Source organism: Nocardia sp. FBN12 (genome assembly GCF_054031145.1).
Genome location: NZ_CM132926.1, coordinates 2071241 through 2088140 on the forward strand (window position 1 = coordinate 2071241; position 16900 = coordinate 2088140).

At 68.3% G+C, this 16900-nt stretch carries 17 protein-coding genes; 7 read left to right on the plus strand and 10 right to left on the minus strand.

Translation table 11 applies throughout. The annotated features are described in order from the left end of the window. Positions 1-11 precede the first annotated feature (11 nt). Positions 12-1502: a multicopper oxidase family protein gene (locus ACWZHB_RS10120; protein WP_427907674.1), complete on the minus strand. Its 1491-nt coding sequence runs from the start codon at positions 1500-1502 to the stop codon at positions 12-14. A 235-nt stretch (positions 1503-1737) separates the two neighbouring features. Here ACWZHB_RS10120 and ACWZHB_RS10125 point away from each other — a divergent pair, with 235 nt between their 5' ends. The 3 genes from ACWZHB_RS10125 (at position 1738) to ACWZHB_RS10135 (ending at position 4730) form a co-directional block, all read left to right on the plus strand. Then, entirely contained in the window at positions 1738-2886 is a 1149-nt protein-coding gene (locus ACWZHB_RS10125; RefSeq protein ID WP_427907675.1) for a sensor histidine kinase, read from the plus strand. After that, positions 2883-3515 carry a response regulator gene (locus ACWZHB_RS10130; protein ID WP_427907676.1) on the plus strand — a complete coding sequence of 211 codons (633 nt, stop codon included), beginning with the start codon at positions 2883-2885 and terminating at the stop codon, positions 3513-3515. Before ACWZHB_RS10125 ends, ACWZHB_RS10130 begins: the two co-directional genes overlap by 4 nt. A 162-nt stretch (positions 3516-3677) precedes the next feature. Further along, complete coding sequence (locus ACWZHB_RS10135; RefSeq protein ID WP_427907677.1) at positions 3678-4730, plus strand: alpha/beta hydrolase; 1053 nt, start codon at positions 3678-3680, stop codon at positions 4728-4730. A 4-nt stretch (positions 4731-4734) separates the two neighbouring features. On the opposite strand, the gene ACWZHB_RS10140 is transcribed toward ACWZHB_RS10135, so the two are convergent. Genes ACWZHB_RS10140 through ACWZHB_RS10150 form a run of 3 tightly spaced genes read right to left on the minus strand, consistent with a single transcriptional unit; the run spans position 4735 to position 7919 of the window. Continuing rightward, positions 4735-5613 carry an amidohydrolase family protein gene (locus ACWZHB_RS10140; protein WP_427907678.1) on the minus strand — a complete coding sequence of 293 codons (879 nt, stop codon included), beginning with the start codon at positions 5611-5613 and terminating at the stop codon, positions 4735-4737. Continuing rightward, positions 5610-6650 carry a nucleoside hydrolase gene (locus ACWZHB_RS10145; protein WP_427907679.1) on the minus strand — a complete coding sequence of 347 codons (1041 nt, stop codon included), beginning with the start codon at positions 6648-6650 and terminating at the stop codon, positions 5610-5612. Before ACWZHB_RS10145 ends, ACWZHB_RS10140 begins: the two co-directional genes overlap by 4 nt. A gap of 54 nt (positions 6651-6704) precedes the next feature. Further along, complete coding sequence (locus ACWZHB_RS10150) at positions 6705-7919, minus strand: FAD-dependent monooxygenase (RefSeq protein ID WP_427907680.1); 1215 nt, start codon at positions 7917-7919, stop codon at positions 6705-6707. Positions 7920-8025: 106 nt separating this feature from the next. Here ACWZHB_RS10150 and ACWZHB_RS10155 point away from each other — a divergent pair, with 106 nt between their 5' ends. Continuing rightward, on the plus strand, positions 8026-8595 hold the full coding sequence (locus ACWZHB_RS10155; protein WP_427907681.1) for a TetR/AcrR family transcriptional regulator: 570 nt from the start codon (positions 8026-8028) through the stop codon (positions 8593-8595). 12 nt (positions 8596-8607) lie between these two features. Here ACWZHB_RS10155 and ACWZHB_RS10160 read toward each other — a convergent pair whose 3' ends face one another. Then, complete coding sequence (locus ACWZHB_RS10160) at positions 8608-10011, minus strand: CoA transferase (protein WP_427907682.1); 1404 nt, start codon at positions 10009-10011, stop codon at positions 8608-8610. A 42-nt stretch (positions 10012-10053) separates the two neighbouring features. Here ACWZHB_RS10160 and ACWZHB_RS10165 point away from each other — a divergent pair, with 42 nt between their 5' ends. After that, positions 10054-10806: a thioesterase II family protein gene (locus tag ACWZHB_RS10165; protein WP_427907683.1), complete on the plus strand. Its 753-nt coding sequence runs from the start codon at positions 10054-10056 to the stop codon at positions 10804-10806. Here ACWZHB_RS10165 and ACWZHB_RS10170 read toward each other — a convergent pair. Together ACWZHB_RS10170 and ACWZHB_RS10175 are read right to left on the minus strand one after the other, a co-directional pair. Then, positions 10787-11161, minus strand: a complete 375-nt coding sequence (locus tag ACWZHB_RS10170) for a DUF2784 domain-containing protein (RefSeq protein ID WP_427907684.1) — start codon at positions 11159-11161, stop codon at positions 10787-10789. The two genes, ACWZHB_RS10165 and ACWZHB_RS10170, sit on opposite strands and share 20 nt — an antisense overlap. Before the next feature lie 68 nt (positions 11162-11229). After that, positions 11230-12660: an SDR family NAD(P)-dependent oxidoreductase gene (locus ACWZHB_RS10175; protein WP_427907685.1), complete on the minus strand. Its 1431-nt coding sequence runs from the start codon at positions 12658-12660 to the stop codon at positions 11230-11232. A 235-nt stretch (positions 12661-12895) separates the two neighbouring features. Between ACWZHB_RS10175 and ACWZHB_RS10180 the strand changes: the two genes are divergently transcribed. Continuing rightward, positions 12896-13453: a TetR/AcrR family transcriptional regulator gene (locus tag ACWZHB_RS10180; RefSeq protein ID WP_427907686.1), complete on the plus strand. Its 558-nt coding sequence runs from the start codon at positions 12896-12898 to the stop codon at positions 13451-13453. Here ACWZHB_RS10180 and ACWZHB_RS10185 read toward each other — a convergent pair. After that, positions 13450-13803: a hypothetical protein gene (locus ACWZHB_RS10185; protein ID WP_427907687.1), complete on the minus strand. Its 354-nt coding sequence runs from the start codon at positions 13801-13803 to the stop codon at positions 13450-13452. The genes ACWZHB_RS10180 and ACWZHB_RS10185 overlap by 4 nt on opposite strands. 256 nt (positions 13804-14059) lie before the next feature. Between ACWZHB_RS10185 and ACWZHB_RS10190 the strand changes: the two genes are divergently transcribed. Then, a complete protein-coding gene (locus ACWZHB_RS10190) occupies positions 14060-14764 on the plus strand; it encodes a hypothetical protein (RefSeq protein WP_427907688.1) in 705 nt (234 codons plus the stop codon). An 18-nt stretch (positions 14765-14782) separates the two neighbouring features. Here the strand turns inward: ACWZHB_RS10190 and ligD are convergent, their stop codons facing one another. Together ligD and ACWZHB_RS10200 are read right to left on the minus strand one after the other, a co-directional pair. Next, the gene (gene ligD / locus ACWZHB_RS10195) at positions 14783-15781 is read right to left on the minus strand and encodes a non-homologous end-joining DNA ligase (protein WP_427907689.1); all 999 of its coding nucleotides are present in this window, start codon (positions 15779-15781) and stop codon (positions 14783-14785) included. After that, the gene (locus ACWZHB_RS10200) at positions 15778-16857 is read right to left on the minus strand and encodes an ATP-dependent DNA ligase (RefSeq protein WP_427907690.1); all 1080 of its coding nucleotides are present in this window, start codon (positions 16855-16857) and stop codon (positions 15778-15780) included. Before ACWZHB_RS10200 ends, ligD begins: the two co-directional genes overlap by 4 nt. Between the last annotated feature and the right edge of the window lie 43 nt (positions 16858-16900).

Below are 16900 nucleotides of genomic sequence, written 5' to 3' on the forward strand. Positions count from 1 at the left end.
TGTAGTCACGATCAGCCGTGACCCATGGATCCCATGTCCATCTGCATGGGAGCCGGTTGCTGGCCCGGGCCGAGAACCAGGAATTGGCCCATCATGCCCTGGTCCTCGTGGTGCAGCAGGTGGCAGTGGTACATGTACGGATACGTCGGGTCGGTGTGGTCGGCGAAGTGCATCGCGAGGGTGTAGGTGGTGTCAGGGGTGGTGTACACGGTGTCTTTCCAGCCGGAAAGTGCCGGGGGAGGGGGCTTTCCGTCGACGGCGATGATCTGGAACTGGACGTCGTGGACGTGGAAGTTGTGGGGCCAGTTGTCCTTGTTCCGGACCGTCCAGACCTCGGTGGTGTCGACGGGAATGGTCATATCGATGCGGTTCATGTCCATGCGACGGTTGTTGATCATGAACCACTGGAGGTCGAACGAACGCGTCGGCGGCGTGGTCGCGGCGGCGAGGGCGGTCATCGGGATCAGGGTTGCCGGTGGCGTGGCCGACGGGCGCAGGGTTTCGGCGGCACGCAGTGTCAGGATGTCGAAAGTGTCGTCGAAGCCGAACTCGGCGGCGCGATCGATGCCCGCGCGGTCGATGATCGGCAGCGACCGTAACGTGACGTTCTCGCCCGCACCGACGGCGACCACCAGTTCGGCGCGCTCACCGGGACTGAGCTGAATGCGGTTCAGGGATGCGGGTTTCGGGAGCAGGCCGCCGTCGGTGGCGATGAGCTGGAATGCTCTGCCGTCGCTGAAGGACAGGTTGTAGAGGCGGCCCGATGAGCCGTTGAGGACGCGCAACCGGATCCGGTCGGTGGTGACGGGCAGATGGGCGTTCGCGATGCCGTTGGTGACGATCGTGTCGCCGAGCAGGCCCACATCGGTGGCGTCGGATTCGTCCAGCGCACCGTCGGCGGTGAAGCGGCGATCCTGGATCACCAGCGGAATGTCGTCGACGCCATAGTCTTTCGGTAGATCGAGCGCGTCCGTCGCGTCGTCGTCGATCAGGAAGAGGCCGGAAAGTCCACGGTGGACATGCTTTTCGGTGGCGCCGTGTGGATGCGGGTGATACCAGAGCGTCGCGGCCTGCTGCTGCACCGTCCAGTTCGGCGCCCACGTCGCACCCGGCGCGATCATCTGATGGGGGCCACCGTCGAACTTCGCGGGCAGGTGCATGCCGTGCCAGTGCACCGAGGTGGGCTCGGGGAGATCGTTGGTGATGGTGAACGCGACCTGTTCGCCGCGCCGAGCTCGCACGGTCGGGCCGAGGATCGACCCGCCGTAGCCCCATGTCGGGGTGTGCTTGCCCCGGATCATCTCGGTCGTGCCCGGCTGCACCCGCAGGGCGAACCGGCGGACGCCGTCCGCGCCGACGGTGGCCGCGGCGAGTGGTGGGATGGGCAACGGCCGGGTCGAGTCGGCCGCCGGACCAGGCGTCGACGGGCGGATCGAACACCCGGCCGCGTATGCCACCGGTGCGAGGGCGAGCCCGGTGAGAAATCCTCGTCGCGAGACCACGTGTGCTCCTTCTGTGCTGGAACCTCCAGCCTCGTTCGGTCGAGGACGTGGCGACTCCGCCGAACGGCCGGACCCGGGCCGACCGATTCCACCCGCGCGGCCCTTGCGGATACGCCGATCGCGTGCTAATCGGCTCCGAACCGGTGCCCGCGCGGACGAGCCGGTCGCGGATCCGGGCCGCTCCCGCGCGGACGCGCCGCACGGCCCCGGCCGTTCGGTCACCTACCGTGGGAGCGTGATCGACATCCGTGCCCACCGCGACTGGCGAGGGCTGTTGCGGTGGCTGCCGCTGGTGCTGATCCCGGTATTGCTGCTGGCCAGCACATACCCGGGCCAGTACCGCGTACCGCCGCACTACTGGCTGCTGGCGATGACGGCGGGCGTGGTGTTCCTGGCCGGCTCGCGATGGCCCCTCGCGGTGTCGATCGTGCTGTCGGCGCTGGCCGTGCCGATGCTGCGGACCGACGCCTGGGGTGTGTCAGGGTTGGTGCCCTACCTCGGGGCGGTGGCGCTGGTCGATGTGGTGGCGCGCACGCACCGATGGTCGACCGTGGCGGTGGCGACGGCGGGCTGGGCGGGTGCCGTGGCACTCGGACGGGTCGGTCTGCACGACAATTCGATCGGGCGGGCGTCCACCCTCGTCGAGGCCGCGGCGTATGTGGGCCTGCCGTTGCTGCTCGGGTTGTATCTGCGTGGGCAGCGTGACCTGGCGGAGAATCTGCGCCAGCGCGCGGTCGAGGCGCAAGCGCGGACCCGCCTCGACGAGCGTGCCGCGCTGGCCAGGGAACTCCACGATGTGGTCGCCCACCACATGGCTTCGATCATTCTGCGGATTTCGGTAGCCGGACATGTTGTGCGAGAAGCTGATCCGCGCGTGACCTCGGTACTCGACGATGTGCGCGGTACAGCGGCCGACGCACTCGCTGACATTCGCAGGCTGCTCGCCGCGCTGCGGGATCCGGCTCTCGGCACCGTGGCGCTGGTCGACACGGATGCGGTCGGGACCGAGATCACCGCGGCGCTCGAGCGGGTGCGGGCTGCCGGGTTCACCGTGGAGTCGACGCTGGACACCGAGCTCGACGGGCTCGACGTGATCAGCAGACTCACGCTGTTGCGGCTGGTGCAGGAATCGCTGACCAATGTGATGAAGCACGCGGATCGTGGTGTGCCCGTGCGGTTCCGGGTCGGTAGGCGGGACGGCGGCGTCACGGTCGAGGTCGTCAATGGTGGGCGCGAGACGCCGGCTCCGCCGGGACACGGCATCGTCGGAATGCGGGAACGGGCCGAGCTCGCTGGTGGGACGCTCACCGTCGGCGCTGAGGGCAGGACCTGGGTGGTGCGAGCGTGGCTGCCCGACAGTGCGCGAGCGGAGGAGCTGCTGTGATCACCGTGCTACTCGTGGACGATCAGCGCTTGGTGCGCGCGGGTCTGCGGATGCTCATCGAGGACACCGCCGACCTCGCCGTCGTGGGGGAGGCGGCGAACGGTGTCGAGGCGGTGCGGCTGTACGCCGAGCTCGCCCCCGACCTGGTCGTCATGGACCTGCGAATGCCGGGCCTCGACGGTGTCGGGGCGACCCAGCAGATCCTCGCGGCGGAGCCGCGCGCGAAAGTGCTCGTACTGACCACCTTCGACGACGACGAACACCTGTTCCCCGCGCTGTCCGCCGGAGCCGCAGGGTATTTCGTCAAAGACACCGAACCCGCCGTACTGCTCGACGCGATCCGGCGCACGGTGGACGGCGACCTGTTGTTCTCGCCCGCGCTGCTACGCCGCCTGGTCGACCGGGCGCTCACGGCGCCGTCGACGCCTGTCCCGGTACCCGATCTGACACCCCGGGAGCTCGCGGTCCTTCGTCTCGTCGCCGACGGGCAGGGCAACCAGGAGATCGCCGACCGGCTCCACTTGGGCGTCAGCACCGTCAAGACGCACGTCGCCAACCTGCTGGGGAAGACCGGTACCGACAATCGCGTCCGCCTCGCGGTCTACGCGGCCGAGGTCATCGGCCGCTGATCTCTCGAGTGACCTGCCCAGCGGCGGGCCCGATTCACCGTCGCGGCAGCATGATTCGCCGAGACGGACCTTTGTCTTCGGTGACAAATCGGTAAGAAGCCGGTAACGGCGATGTGATCTTGCCCGATATGGTGAGAGCCGCACTGTGCGGTCGGTTTTCGCATGGAGGTTGGATCGGTGAGGTGCCGCAGGGCGGTTTCGGCGGTGCTCGTCGCAGTGGGCTCGACCATGATGGGCGTGGGCGAGGGGCACGCGCGAGGTCCGGAACCTCTTGTCGCGGTGGTGAATCCGAGTATCGCGATCGACGGATCGCGGGCCGAGGTGGCCTCGATAGACGGGCGGCAGGTGACGGTGCGGATCCATTCCGCCGCCATGGGCCGCGAAGTGTCGGTCAAGGTGCAGCGGCCTGCCGACACGTCGGTGCCGCGGCCGTCGCTGTATCTGGTGAACGGTGCGGGCGGCGGCGAGGACACCGCGACGTGGGAACACAACACCGATGTCGTGGACTTTCTCGCGGGCAAGAATGTCAATGTCGTCATGCCGATCGGTGGTGCGTGGACCTACTACACCGATTGGCACGAGCCGGATCCGATGCTGGGCGTGAACAAATGGCGGACCTTCTTCCTCGACGAACTGCCCGCGCTCGTCGACACCATGTTCGCGACCACCGGCAAGAACGCCATCGCGGCGAATTCGATGACGGCCACTTCCGTCCTGCAACTCGCGATCGCCAAGCCGGGGCTGTTCCGTTCGGTCGCCGCCTACAGCGGCTGCGCGCAGATCAGCGATCCCGTCGGCAGGCAGTTTGTCAATGTCGTCGTCGGGACCGGCGGCGGTGACGCGTCGAACATGTACGGTCCGCCCGGTGATCCGGCCTGGGCCGCCAATGATCCCGTCGTCAACGCGGAAGGGCTGCGCGGGACGAAGCTCTACGTGTCCAACGGCAACGGCCTACCGGGCGAATTCGACAAGCTCGGCGATTCACACCTGGTGACCTGGGGTCCGGTCGGGTTGGCCAACCAGATCGTCGTGGGCGGGGTGATCGAGGCGACGACCCGCTGGTGCACCAAGAACCTGCAGCAGCGCCTGGACGAACTCGACATCCCCGCGACCTTCGACCTGTCGACCCAGGGCACCCACTCCTGGGGCTACTGGCAGAAAGCCTTCAAGAACTCTTGGCCGCTGTTGGCCGAAGGGATGGAGATCCCGGCCTGAAACGTCACAGGTCGAAAAGGGCAACCGCGTTGTTGTGGCACACATTTCGAATCCACTCGGCGCCGAGTTCCAATCGTTCGAGCGCGTTGATCGCCTCGGCGTACGGATACGGGATATTGGGAAAGTCGCTGCCGAAGAGAATGCGATCGCCGAAACGGATCAGCCGGTCGCGCTCGGACGGTGGATAGGGCGCGCCACCCTCGCTGAAATTCGTCCAGACCATGGTGGTGTCCAGGTAGAGCTGAGGGTACTGCTCGGCCAGGTCGAGGAACTCGCTGTATTCGGGGGTGCCCATGTGCGCGATGATCAAGCGCAGGGTCGGAAAGCGGTGCAGCAGTTCGGCAATGGGGGCGGGGCCGGTGAACTCGCCGGGCGCGGGACCGGATCCGCAATGGATGAGAACGGGCGTGCCGGTTTCGGCGAGGATCGCCCACACCGGGTCCAGCAGGGGATCGAGGGGGGAGAACGCGCCGACTTGGATGTGCACCTTGAAGATTCGCGCACCCCCGTCGATCGCGGCTCGAACATAACGGGGTGCGTCCGGCTCGGGGTAGAAGGTGGCGGTGTGCAGGCAGTCGGGGGTGCGGTCGGCGAACTCGGCGGTCCAGGAGTTGAGCCACTCGCCCATCCCGGGCTTGTGCGGGTAGACGAGTGAGGTGAACGCACGAACGCCGAAGTCGCGCAACGTCTTCAGGCGCACCTGCTCGTCGTCGCGGTAGGTGATCGGCCACGGCCGGCCGGTCAGCGGCCCGGCGGCGTCGAAATAGGCCCACACCTTGCGCATCACCTGATCGGGCATGAAGTGGGTGTGCACGTCGACGATCGCGGGGAGGTCGTAGCGGGTGCGGAAGTCGGCGAGGTAGGCGACGGTGTCTACGGTCATGACTGCTCCGGGTAGAGGTGGTGGGCCAGGGCACCGACGCGGGTGACCAGGCGTTCGAAGAACACTGCGGGGTCGGTACCGATCACGATGTCGGCGTTGGGTTCTCGGCCCCACATGCCCGCCCAGTCGGCGACCGTGGTGGCGCGGGTGATGGTGCCCGCCAGCTCCACGTCGACGGTGGCCGGGCGGGTGATCGCCAAGGCTGGGTCCAGTGCGACAGCGGCGGCGAACGGGTCGTGCATGTGCGCCAGATAGCCCAGGTCGTACTGGTGATGGAAGTCGAAATAGAACCGCACCGCGTCGGTGAGATAGCGGATGATCGGATTGCTCGCCGCCGAACGGAATTCAGCCGGATCGCCCGCACTGACGTGCTCGATCGGCGCGCTGTGTGCCGACCGTGCCAGCAGTGCGAGATGTTCGGGGAGCATCTCGATCGACTCGGTGATGTCCAGCGCGCACACCAGCGGCCTGCGATCCGGTGGTGCCGCCGAGAAGGCGTCGAACACCTCCTTGGCAGCCTCCGGGTCGACGTGGATGTTCCACTCGTTGGTCGGGGTCGTATTGCCGGGGTGGTTGAACGCGCCGCCCATGACGACCAGCCGATGCAGCAGGTGCGGCAGCTCGGGTTCGATGCGCAGGGCCAGCGCGAGGTTGGTCAGCGGACCGGTGCACAGGCCGGTCACCTCGCCGGGGTGGGAGCGAACCAGGTCCACCCACATCTGGGCCGCCGACCGGGGCGACAGCGAACGCGGCGAGACCGGGAGCTCGGCGTACCCGAGACCCTGGGGCCCGTGGGTGTCCTCAGTGGTGCGCAAGGGAATGGCGAGGGGTTGGGCCGCGCCGAGTGCCACCTCGATCTCGGGTGCGCGGCCCAGATCGAGCATCGCCAGGGTGTTCGCCGCGACCTGTGCGCCGTCCACGTTGCCCGCCGTGGCGGCGATGCCGATGATCTCGGCTTCGTCGGAGGCGAGCAGGTACAGGATGGCCAGTGAGTCGTCGATCCCGGTATCGACGTCGAGGATGATCTTCTGCGGCACGTCATCGAGAGTAGCCGCGGACCTTTCGGGGCCCGCGGCCAGTCGGTGGGTGGGTCAGTAGGTCGGGAGGGCGAATTCCTCGGTGTGGCCGAAGAAGATCTTCTTGGTGAGCGGACGCATCGGGCGCGACATCATGAGCCGCACGTTCGTCTTGGCCAGCCGCGTCAACAGCGGGGACTTGGGAATCATCATCGCCATACCACCACCGGGGATCTCCTTGGCCTTGTCGAGGAACGGTGTGATCTTGTCCTGGTAGCGCTGCTGCGCGCCGGGGAGATCAGCCGGGGTGGCGGCGATCTCGGCGGCCAGGACATAGGCGCCGACGATGGCCATCGCCGTGCCCATGCCGCTGAGCGGGGAGCCGCAGTAGCCCGCGTCGCCGATCAGCGTGACCCGGCCTGCCGACAGCTCGGGTACGTCGACGCGGGCGACTTCATCGAAGTAGAAGTCGGGCGTGGAGTCCATCGCGTCGAGCACGGCGGGGGCATGCCAGCCCGCGTCGGCGATCGTCTTCCTGATGAGTGCGCGTTGGGCGTCGACGTCGCGGCGCAGTGCGGGGTCAACGTCGGTGCGCAGGGTGATCATCGCTTTGGCGGTGCTCGGGTCGGAGTCGGGGCGGATGCCGAGCATGGCGCCGGGGATCAGCCGCATGCTCATCCAGCCGGGCTGCACATCGGCGGGCTTGGGCATGGTGAAGAAGGCGCCGTAGCCGCCGAGGTTTGTGCTGAACTGCTCCTCGGGTCCGAAGACGAGCTTGCGGGTCGCCGAGTGCACGCCGTCGGCACCGATCACGAGGTCGAAGCGCTCGGTGACACCGGAGGCGAACGTGACGTCGACGCCGGATGCGTCCTGGACGATCTGCTCGATCCACTCGCCGTAGCGGTAGTCCAGTCGACCGTTGTCGGCGGTGGCGACCGCGTCGAGCAGTACCTGGTTGAGGTCGCCGCGGGTGATCTCGATCTCGGCGACGGCACCCTGGCCGTCGAAGTCCTCCATCGCCATCCTGGCGTAGATCTTGCCGTCGCCGTCGACGTAGGCCATCCCGCGCTCGTCGAGCTGGAATTCGGCGATGCCCTCCATCAGACCCATCCGTTCGGCGGCCTCCTTGCTCGGGCCACGCAGATCGACGGCCTGGCCGCCGGGGCGGGGGGCCGCGGCGCGCTCGACGACGGTGGTGCGAATGCCGTTGCGCAGCAACTGGAGTGCGACGGCGTTGCCCGCGATGCCGCCGCCGGAGACGAGAACATGGAGGGGGCTGGTGATGCTCATGATGGAGTTTCCCGTCTGATGTACGAACGTCTTAGACATATGTCTAACAGAGAGTTGCACGGATGTCTAGAACAAACGTCTTAGACGTTCGGCTAGACTGCTGAGCATGGGCAACAGAGAAGATCTACTGGCGGGGGCGCGCAAAGTGATCCTGGAGCGCGGCGTCGCGAAGGCGACCGCGCGCGATATCGCTACCGCGGCGGGGGTGAGCCTGGCCGCGATCGGCTACCACTTCGGGTCGAAGGACCGTCTCGTCACCGAGGCGCTGAGTGAGGCGCTGGGCAACTCCATCGGTGACGCGATGGAGGAGCTGATCGCCGCCGGCGCTGGGAGCTCACCGCTGGAAGGGCTCGCTCGGCTGTGGAACGGGATGTCCGCGGTATTCGAGGCCAATCACGAGGCGATGCTGGCCAGTCTGGAGAACATCGTGCGGATCGTGCGCTCCGACGATGCGCGGGGACAGCTCGGCGACCAGCTGTCCGGCGCGTTCGACGACCTCGCCGCGAACGTCGAGGCGGCGCATCCCGAACTCGACGCCGCGCAGGCCGCGGCCATAGGGCGGATGTACTTCGCGCTCGTGCAGGGGCTCGGGGTGTTGTGGTTGCTGAATCCGGGCGAGCTGGTCGCCGACGGTGATCAGCTCACGGCCGCGGTCTCGGCGCTGGCCGGAAAGTGACCGGAACGCCGCTCACGCGGGGTGGTAGTGGTCGGTCGCTGCCACCCAGAACGGCTGTGCCGAGCCGTAAGGTGGTGCGGGCCAGCGATAGTCGTCGTAGTCGGCGAATGCCGGTGCGGCCGTGACCAGTTCGCTGTGCGCGACGGTCGAGGCCGGATCGGGCGGCACCGCGACGGGGTGATCGGGGCAGCGTCCGTCGGCGGCCAGTAGCCAGGATGCGGTACGGGCCAAGGAAACCCGGACCGTTCGCCCGAATCCGTCGCCGGCGCGAGCAAGCAGGGCATCCATGACGCCCGCGGCCAAGAGATAGCCCGAACCGTGGTCGAGAGCCTGGGCGGGTAGCGCACCGGGACGATCCGGCGTGCCTTCGAGGAGCGAAATGCCGGACGCCGCTTGGACGATGCTGTCGAAACCGCGCCGGTCGGCCCACGGTCCGCGCGTGCCCCAGGCCGAGACGGACGCCTCGATCGAACCCGGACGTCGAGTGGCGCCGACACCGGCCGCGGCGAGCGCGCCGGGACGATAGCCGGTGACCAGCACGTCCGCCGCGGCGAGCAGGTCCTCGAAGGTCGCGAGGTCGGTCCTGAGATCCAGCAGGGTGGAGCGTTTGCCCTGGCAGGTGTCGGCGAACTGCCAGTCGATCTCGGGCAGGTGCGGTGGGTCGACGCGCAGCACGTCGGCGCCGAGCAGGGTCAGCGTTCGGGTGGCGACCGGGCCCGCGAGGACACGGGTGAGGTCGAGTACGCGAAGACCGGTCAGGGGGCGGTCGGTCGTGGGGGCCGCCGACGCGACGGCGATGCCGAGTCGAGCGTGGTCAGGCGCCGCGGCACCGGCGCCGGACAGGCGGTCGTCGCGCACGTCCATCGCGACCAGTGGGCCGGCGGTCGCGGCCCGGCCCATCGGACTGTTCGTCCAGTCGTCCTCGGCGCGTACCCGGGCCGCGATCGCACCGATCGCGGCGGCCGCGTCTTCGATCTCGGCGCCCTTCATCGTGGACAGTCGGGTGGTGAGCTGGGCGGCGTCGCTGTCGGCGCCCAGCTCGAGCGCCCGGAGGAGCCGTTCCCGATGATGCGGGTAGTTGGCGTGCGTGCGAACCCAGCCGTCGGCGGTGCGGAAGAAGCCCGAGAATTCGGCGAAGATCGACGGTGCCGCGCCGTTGCGGCGGAACAGCCGCTCGCTGCTGAATGCCGCGGTCACCCGGTCGGCATCGAGGCGAACAGGTCTGGTGGGCAGGCCGTGTGCGACTCTGACCCGGTCGGCGGCGGCGCTCGCCGCCGCGACCGAACCCGCCGCGAGCGCCCAGACCGGTAGGGTGGCCGCCAGCCGCGCCGCGGGGTCCGGCACGTCGGCCTCGGCCGACGAGGGGAGCCCGAGCCCCGACTCGTAGGCGTGGACGAGCTGCTGCGCGGTGGTCACATCGACCAGCCTAGTTGCGGTGCTGACGGTGAGGAGTGTGATGTGGGCGTGAATACGGCTGCGACGGAGTGGGTTCGGATCCTGCGACCCGGCACGGCGGCGCGCGGGCGATTGACCTGCTTTCCACCGGGCGGCGGATCGGCGACCTTCTATCGTGAGCTGGCACGACACGTCGGTGCGGGCGTCGAAGTGACGGCGGTGCAGTATCCGGGGCGCCAGGACCGCCTCGACGATCCGACGATCACCGACCTGCATCTGCTCGCCGACCGGATCGCCGCGGATATCGCGCGTCAGCCCGGACCGGCCCGCGCACTGTTCGGGCACAGCATGGGCGCGACCGTGGCCTACGAGACCGCCGTGCGGCTCGCCGCAGCCGGACAGCCGGTGCGTGCTCTGCTCGTATCCGGCCGTCCTGCACCAGGATTCATCGAAATGGCCCGCTTGCACCAGGCTTCGGACGCCGCGCTCATCGACGACCTCGAACGGCTGGCGAACGACCCCGCGTCGGTGCGAATACTGCGCACCGAACCAGGCCTCGCCGATCTCGTCCTGCCCGCTGTCCGCGCCGACTATCAGGCGGTCGAGACCTATCGGCACCGCTCCGCACCGCTACTGAGCTGCCCCGTCGTCGCGCTGGCGAGCACCGAGGATCCGACCACCACCGTGGCCCAGGCCGAACAGTGGCGCACGGTCACCGACGGGCCGTTCAGTCTGCGCACGTTCGGTGGCGGGCACTTCTACCTCGACGAACAGCACGCCGCGGTCGCACAGGAGATCACACGACACGTGAACTGAGGCGGCGCTGGTACAGGCGCGCATAGCCGAGCCACGACACCAGTACCGTCAGCGCCGCGAGCGCGCGCACCAAGCCGAGCGCGCTGTCGGGGTAGATCACCCCGGTCAGGTAGTGGTCGATGAATCCCGCGGCGGGCAACTCGCCCACTCCGGCCTGCCTGCGCGCCCAGTTCTCGGCGTAGGTGAGCGGGCAGTCGAAGCCGATCAGGACGGTGCCGAAACCCCAGGCCACGGCCAGCACGTGCAGGCCGATCGTGCGTGGCCACCGCCACGCCAGGAAACCGCCGGCGACCACGTACGCGATGAACGCGACGTGGGTGACGGCGAGAACGTCGGCCAGCACCCGGAACGGCACCTATTCAGAATATGTAACCCTCGGCCGAGCGGAATCATGATCATCATTCCGGTTCGGCATCGCTTGGGTCACCAGGGCGAAGGGCGGTAATCCTTCAGGAAGCAGCCGTACAGGTCGACGCCGGACTCACCCTGCACGATCGGGTCGTAGACCCGGGCGGCGCCGTCGACGAGATCGAGGGGCGCGTGGAATCCCTCTTCGGCGAGGCGAACCTTCGTGAAGTGCGGGCGTTCGTCGGTGATCCAGCCAGTGTCGACCGCGGTCATCAGGATCGCGTCGGCCTCGAACATCTCGAGCGCGCTGGTGCGGGTGAGCATGTTCAGCGCGGCCTTGGCCATATTCGTGTGCGGGTGCCCCGGGCCCTTGTAGCCACGGCCGAACTGGCCTTCCATCGCGGAGACGTTCACCACGTACTTGCGCCTGCCCGCCGCGGCGGCCAGCGCCGGACGCAACCGCGACACCAGGATGAACGGCGCGACCGAATTGCACAGCTGCACCTCGAGCAGCTCGGTGGCCTCCACCTCGCCGACGGTCTGCACCCAGCTGTTGGTGTGCGCGAGATCGGGAACCAGACCACCGGCGTCGATGGCCACGCCCGCCGCGATCCGCTCCGGGGTGGCCGAGCCCGCGACCAGCGCGAGTTCGGCGACATCGTCGGCCGTCAGCGACGGCGTGAGCGAGGCGGTGAGCGCGGTGGGGTGAGCCTGCATGGTCTTGCCGAAGGTGACCATCTCCGGCAGCACACCCGCGGGCAGCGGCGAGGTCTCGGCGTCGACCAGGGCGCTGTAGGCACCGGCCGAACGGCGCACGGTCTGGGCCGCGTTGTTGATCAGGATGTCGAGCGGGCCCTGCGCGGCGACGTCGTCGGCCAGCGCGACGACCTGGGCGGGGTCGCGCAGATCGATGCCGACGATGCGCAGGCGGTGCAGCCAGTCGGCGCTGTCCTCCATCGCGGCGAAGCGGCGGATCGCGTCGTTGGGGAAGCGGGTGGTGATGGTGGTGTGCGCGCCGTCGCGCAGCAGCCGCAGCGCGATGTACATGCCGATCTTGGCGCGGCCGCCGGTGAGCAGGGCGCGCTTACCGGACAGGTCGGTGCGGGCGTCGCGCTTGGTGTGGCTCGCGGCCGCGCAGTCGGGGCACAGCTGGTGGTAGAACGCGTCGACCTGGGTGTACTTCTGCTTGCAGATATAGCAGGGTCGCGCCTTGAGCAGGGTGCCCGCGCTCGCGCCGGAGGTCGACGAGCTGATCGGGATGCCCGCGGTCTCGTCGTCGATGCGCTGCGGGGACCCGGTCGCGGTCGCGGCGATCACCGCGCGGTCGTTCGAGGAGATCTGCTCTCTGGCCTCGATGCGACGGCGGTGCTTGAGTTTCTTGAACATGTGCCCGACCGCGCGCTGCACGGCGATGGAATCGGGGTGTTCCTTCTCCAGCTGCCCGGCGCGTTCCAGCACCCGCAGACAGGTCGCCAACTCATCCGGATCGATCATGTTCTCGGTCATCGGGGAGTGCGACATTCCTTCGTGCGGGAGCGGTGGGCGACATCTATTGTCGCATTGGCCGCGCGAGCGACCCGCTGGGTATCGTGATGGGCCGTCGCCGCAACCACGCGGCGGCCGACGAACTCGACGGAGCACCGCGATTTCCCCGCTGGACACCGACACCGCAGACGCGCCGCGCAGGCGCAGGCTCGAACCCGACGAGAGACGCGCCCAGATCCTGGCCTGTGCCATCGACATGTTCGGTGAGCGGCCCTACGCGGCGGTTTCGACCGCGGAACTGGCCCAGCGCGCGGGCGTGGCGCGTGGCCTGATCAACCACTACTTCGGCAACAAGCGCGACCTGTATCTGGCGGTGGTTCGCCGCATGGTCACGCTGCCGCGGCAGGACAAGGTGTCCATCCCCGACGGCTCGCCGGGCGAGCGGGTCGACGCGATCGTGGGCTGGCTCCTCGACACGATCGCCGAACACGGCACCACCTGGGTGAAGGTCACCAGCCACGAGGGTGTCGGTGACGACCCCGAGGTGCAGCAGATCCTCGACCAGGCTGACGACGCCGCCGCCGAACGCATGCTGGTGATGATCGGACGCGCGGATCTGGCAGACAGTGCACCTTTGCGCGCGCTGGTGCTCGCCTATGCGGGCCTGGTCAAAGTGGCCGGGCGCGAGTGGATCACCCGCGGCACGCTCACCAGGGCACAGATCCATCGACTGCTGGCCGACACCTTGCTCACGATAATGACCGTGACGATCCCCAGCGTGCTGCTCACCGAGGCGACGCCGGGCGAACGCTAGGAATCGAGCGTGCGTCGCGAGTGCCGCATCGCGATCGCGCCTGCGCTGTAGCGCTGTGGTCCGGCATGGCCGGGCGCGTGGCCGGTCCGGCCGAGCGACTGCTCGATCTTCTTCTCCCGGTGATGCTCGAACATCAGCGCACCGATACCGCCGACGAGGAAGAGCACGGTCAGTATCCCGGCCACGATCGCCCACCCGGTGTGCTCGGTGCCTGCCGCGACGAGAGTGCACGCGAGACCGACGACGCCGACGGCGCACATGATGATGCCGGGGACGTTGTAATCGTCAGCCAGCAGGTCACCGGCTTGAGCGTGCCACGGTCGGTCTGCCGGAGGCGTGCTGTGCGACATGAGTCCTCCTCGCGAGCTCAGGGTGCGCGCAGTGGTGCACTTCATGACCAGCATGAACCTGTTCCGGCCGGGGAGGCAAAGGTGTTAGCCGGTTCGTTACCCGGTGGGCACGGCGATCTGACACGTTATGTCACTGTGACCCTATTTTGCGTTTGAGCTGTGCTAGTGGGCTCCGAGTCCCTATTCTCGTCGCGTAACCCGGCGTCGCACCTGTTTCGTTGTGCGCCCGGGGAGATCGGAGAGGGACCCGGGGTTGATGGCACGGTACGAGGAATGGGATGACGACCCCGAGCAGGAGTCCGATGATCGACGGTGGGACGGTCAGCGCTGGCCGCAGGTGAGTGTGGACGGTGCATCCGGCGGTCGCCGCGGTGACCAGCCGCGCGTGAATCCGTACGCGATGGTGGCGCTCGCCGCCGCGCTGGTGGTGCTGTTCCCGATCGCGATCGTGTTCGGGCTGTTGTCGTTCGGGCATCCGCGTGGGCGGGGAATCGCGGTGCTGGCCTTGCTGCTCGGCATCTCCGAGGCGGCGGTCGCGGTGGTGATCGGGCTCGCGGTGTTCGGCGGGCTCGAGGTGTCGGTTCCGACCCTGGCGCAGTCGGTGACGACGACCCCGACGCCGGTGTCGGTCACCTCCCACGGCGCGCCGACGGCGACGGAGGCCGTTCCGGTGACGAGTCCCGCGGAGAAGGCAGGCGTTGTCGAGAAGGGCACGGAGTGCGCCGCGGAGAAGGCAGGCCTGCTCGGCGTCGCCGCAGACGGCGCAACGTTGCTGTGTCTGCGCGGACCGGGCGGTTACGCCTGGTCGGGGCCGTTCCGGGTGTCGGGGTCGTATTACACCGCGGGGGCGAAATGCGATCCCTCGGTGGACAAGTCGGGCCGCACCTCCGACAACCACGCGCTCGTGTGCGAGGGCAAGGGCAGTGCGGCGGTCTGGTCGCCCTGGACCACCACCGAATAGGCCTTCGGGGGTTCGACCTCAGTCCTTCTTGGCCCGGCTCGGCTGGACGCGCGGCGGCTCGTTCGGCATCTTCGGGTACTGCGGCGGCCACGGTGCGTCCATCAGTCCCGCTGCCATGTCGCGCTCCGACATTTCCAGGAGTGGTTCGATCGACTGCGGCGCCCGGTTCGCCCACGGATCACCCGATGCGGCGAGCCGGGCGGGCACGGTGGCAAGGGTGAGTTCATCGGGGACGACCGTGTCGAGTTCGGCCCAGGTGATCGGCGTCGACACCTGGCCGCCGACCTTCGGCCGCACCGACCAGGCACCGAACACGGTCTTGTGCGGTGCGTTCTGATTGAAATCGATGAACACACGCGAACCGCGTTCCTCCTTCCACCACTGCGCCGTGATCTCCTCGGGGTGCCTGCGTTCGAGCTCCCTGGCCATCGCCACCGCGGCCGCCCGCACCTCGTAACCGTCCCAGCGCGGCTCCAGTGCCGCGTAGATGTGCAGGCCACGCGAACCCGAGGTCTTGATCGACGAGTCGATACCGAGTTCGGCGAGCAGTTCGCGCGTGCGCACCGCGGCCTGGCGCAGATCGTCGAAACCGATGCCGGGCGAGGGATCGAGGTCGATGCGCAGCTCGTCGGCGATCCGCAGATCGGGAACGTGATTGGGCCACACGTGAAAACCGAGGCAGCCCTGATTCACCGCCCACAGGATGTGCGCGAGGTCGTGGGCGACCAGCGCGTCGCTGGTGGTGCCGTTCGGGGTGGAAACCTCGACGGTCCGCAGCCAGTCCGGCGCCGACTTCGGCACCCGCTTCTGGAACCACGATTTGCCCGACGCGCCGTCGGGATAACGTTCCAGCAGCAGCGGACGGCCGCCGATCACGCCGAGCAGCGGTTCGGCGACGGCCCGGTAGTAGTTGACCAGATCGAGCTTGGTCTCCCCGCGCTTGGTGAAGTAGACCTTGTCGGGATTGCTGATCGTGAGCCCACGGCCGTCGACGTCGAGTTCCACCGCGGCGCTCATCGGCCGATTCCGAAGATCGCGTCGAGTTCGGCGGGCGCCACTTCGTCGAGTTGGGCGTAGGTGCACGAATCCGGGGTGCGGTCGGCTCGGAACCGTGCCAGCCGCCCGCCGTGCCGGAACCGTCCCGACTGCACGTGCTCGTAGCGCACCTCGGCGACGAGCTCCGGCCGCAACGGCTCCCACGACAGGTCCTTGCCGCCGCTCCAGCGACTCTGCCCGCCGGGCATCTTGCCGTCGGCACCGGCCTGGGCGGCGGCGTCGGCCCAGTTGCGCCACGGATGGTCGTCGAGGGCGTTCTCCCGTAATGGCGCCAGCTCGCCGAGCAGTTCGCGGCGCCGGGCCGCGGTGAAACTCGACGCAACGCCGACGTGATTGAGGTTGCCGTCGTCGTCGAACAAGCCGAGCAGCAGCGAACCGACGCCCTCGCCGTCCTTGTGCATCCGGTAGCCGGCGACCACACAGTCGGCGGTGCGTTCGTGCTTGATCTTGAGCATCACTCGCTTGTCCTGCAGATAGGTCTGCTCGTCGGACTTGGCCATCACGCCGTCGAAGCCCGCGCCTTCGAATCGGGTGAACCAATCCTGCGCCACGTCGGGATCCTGGGTGATCGGGGTGAGATGGATCCGGCCCGGCGCGGCCTCCAGCAACGATTCGAGCTCACGGCGCCGATCGGCGAAGGGCTCTGTGGTGAGATCGCGATCGCCGAGGGCCAGCAGATCGAAGGCTACGAAACTGGCCGGAGTCTGCGCGGCGAGCTTGTTCACCCGCGACGCGGCCGGATGCAACCGCTGCTGCAAGGTATCGAAATCCAGGCCCTGATCGGTGACGACCACGATCTCCCCGTCCACGACACAGCGTTGCGGCAGCGCGGCTTTCAGCAGCTCGGCCAGCTCCGGAAAATAGCGGGTGAGCGGGCGATCGTTGCGGGAGCCGAGCTCGATCTCGTCGCCGTCGCGGAACACGATGCAGCGGAAGCCGTCCCACTTGGGCTCATAGCTGAGCCCGGGTTCGCGCGGTAGCGACGGCGTCGACTTGGCCAGCATGGGGCGCACTGGCGGCATCACCGGTAGATCCATCCGATCCTCCTCGCGGGTGTGTTCACCCGTGTCGACGACGCGA

Bases quoted from the DNA above. Each gene is read 5' to 3' on its own strand.
- ACWZHB_RS10135 (WP_427907677.1), top strand. From the start codon at position 3,678: ATGGAGGTTGGATCGGTGAGGTGCCGCAGGGCGGTTTCGGCGGTGCTC.
- ACWZHB_RS10140 (WP_427907678.1), bottom strand. From the start codon at position 5,613: ATGACCGTAGACACCGTCGCCTACCTCGCCGACTTCCGCACCCGCTAC.
- ACWZHB_RS10150 (WP_427907680.1), bottom strand. From the start codon at position 7,919: ATGAGCATCACCAGCCCCCTCCATGTTCTCGTCTCCGGCGGCGGCATC.
- ACWZHB_RS10155 (WP_427907681.1), top strand. From the start codon at position 8,026: ATGGGCAACAGAGAAGATCTACTGGCGGGGGCGCGCAAAGTGATCCTG.
- ACWZHB_RS10175 (WP_427907685.1), bottom strand. From the start codon at position 12,660: ATGACCGAGAACATGATCGATCCGGATGAGTTGGCGACCTGTCTGCGG.
- ACWZHB_RS10180 (WP_427907686.1), top strand. From the start codon at position 12,896: ATGTTCGGTGAGCGGCCCTACGCGGCGGTTTCGACCGCGGAACTGGCC.
- ACWZHB_RS10185 (WP_427907687.1), bottom strand. From the start codon at position 13,803: ATGTCGCACAGCACGCCTCCGGCAGACCGACCGTGGCACGCTCAAGCC.
- ACWZHB_RS10190 (WP_427907688.1), top strand. From the start codon at position 14,060: ATGGCACGGTACGAGGAATGGGATGACGACCCCGAGCAGGAGTCCGAT.
- ligD (WP_427907689.1), bottom strand. From the start codon at position 15,781: ATGAGCGCCGCGGTGGAACTCGACGTCGACGGCCGTGGGCTCACGATC.
- ACWZHB_RS10200 (WP_427907690.1), bottom strand. From the start codon at position 16,857: ATGGATCTACCGGTGATGCCGCCAGTGCGCCCCATGCTGGCCAAGTCG.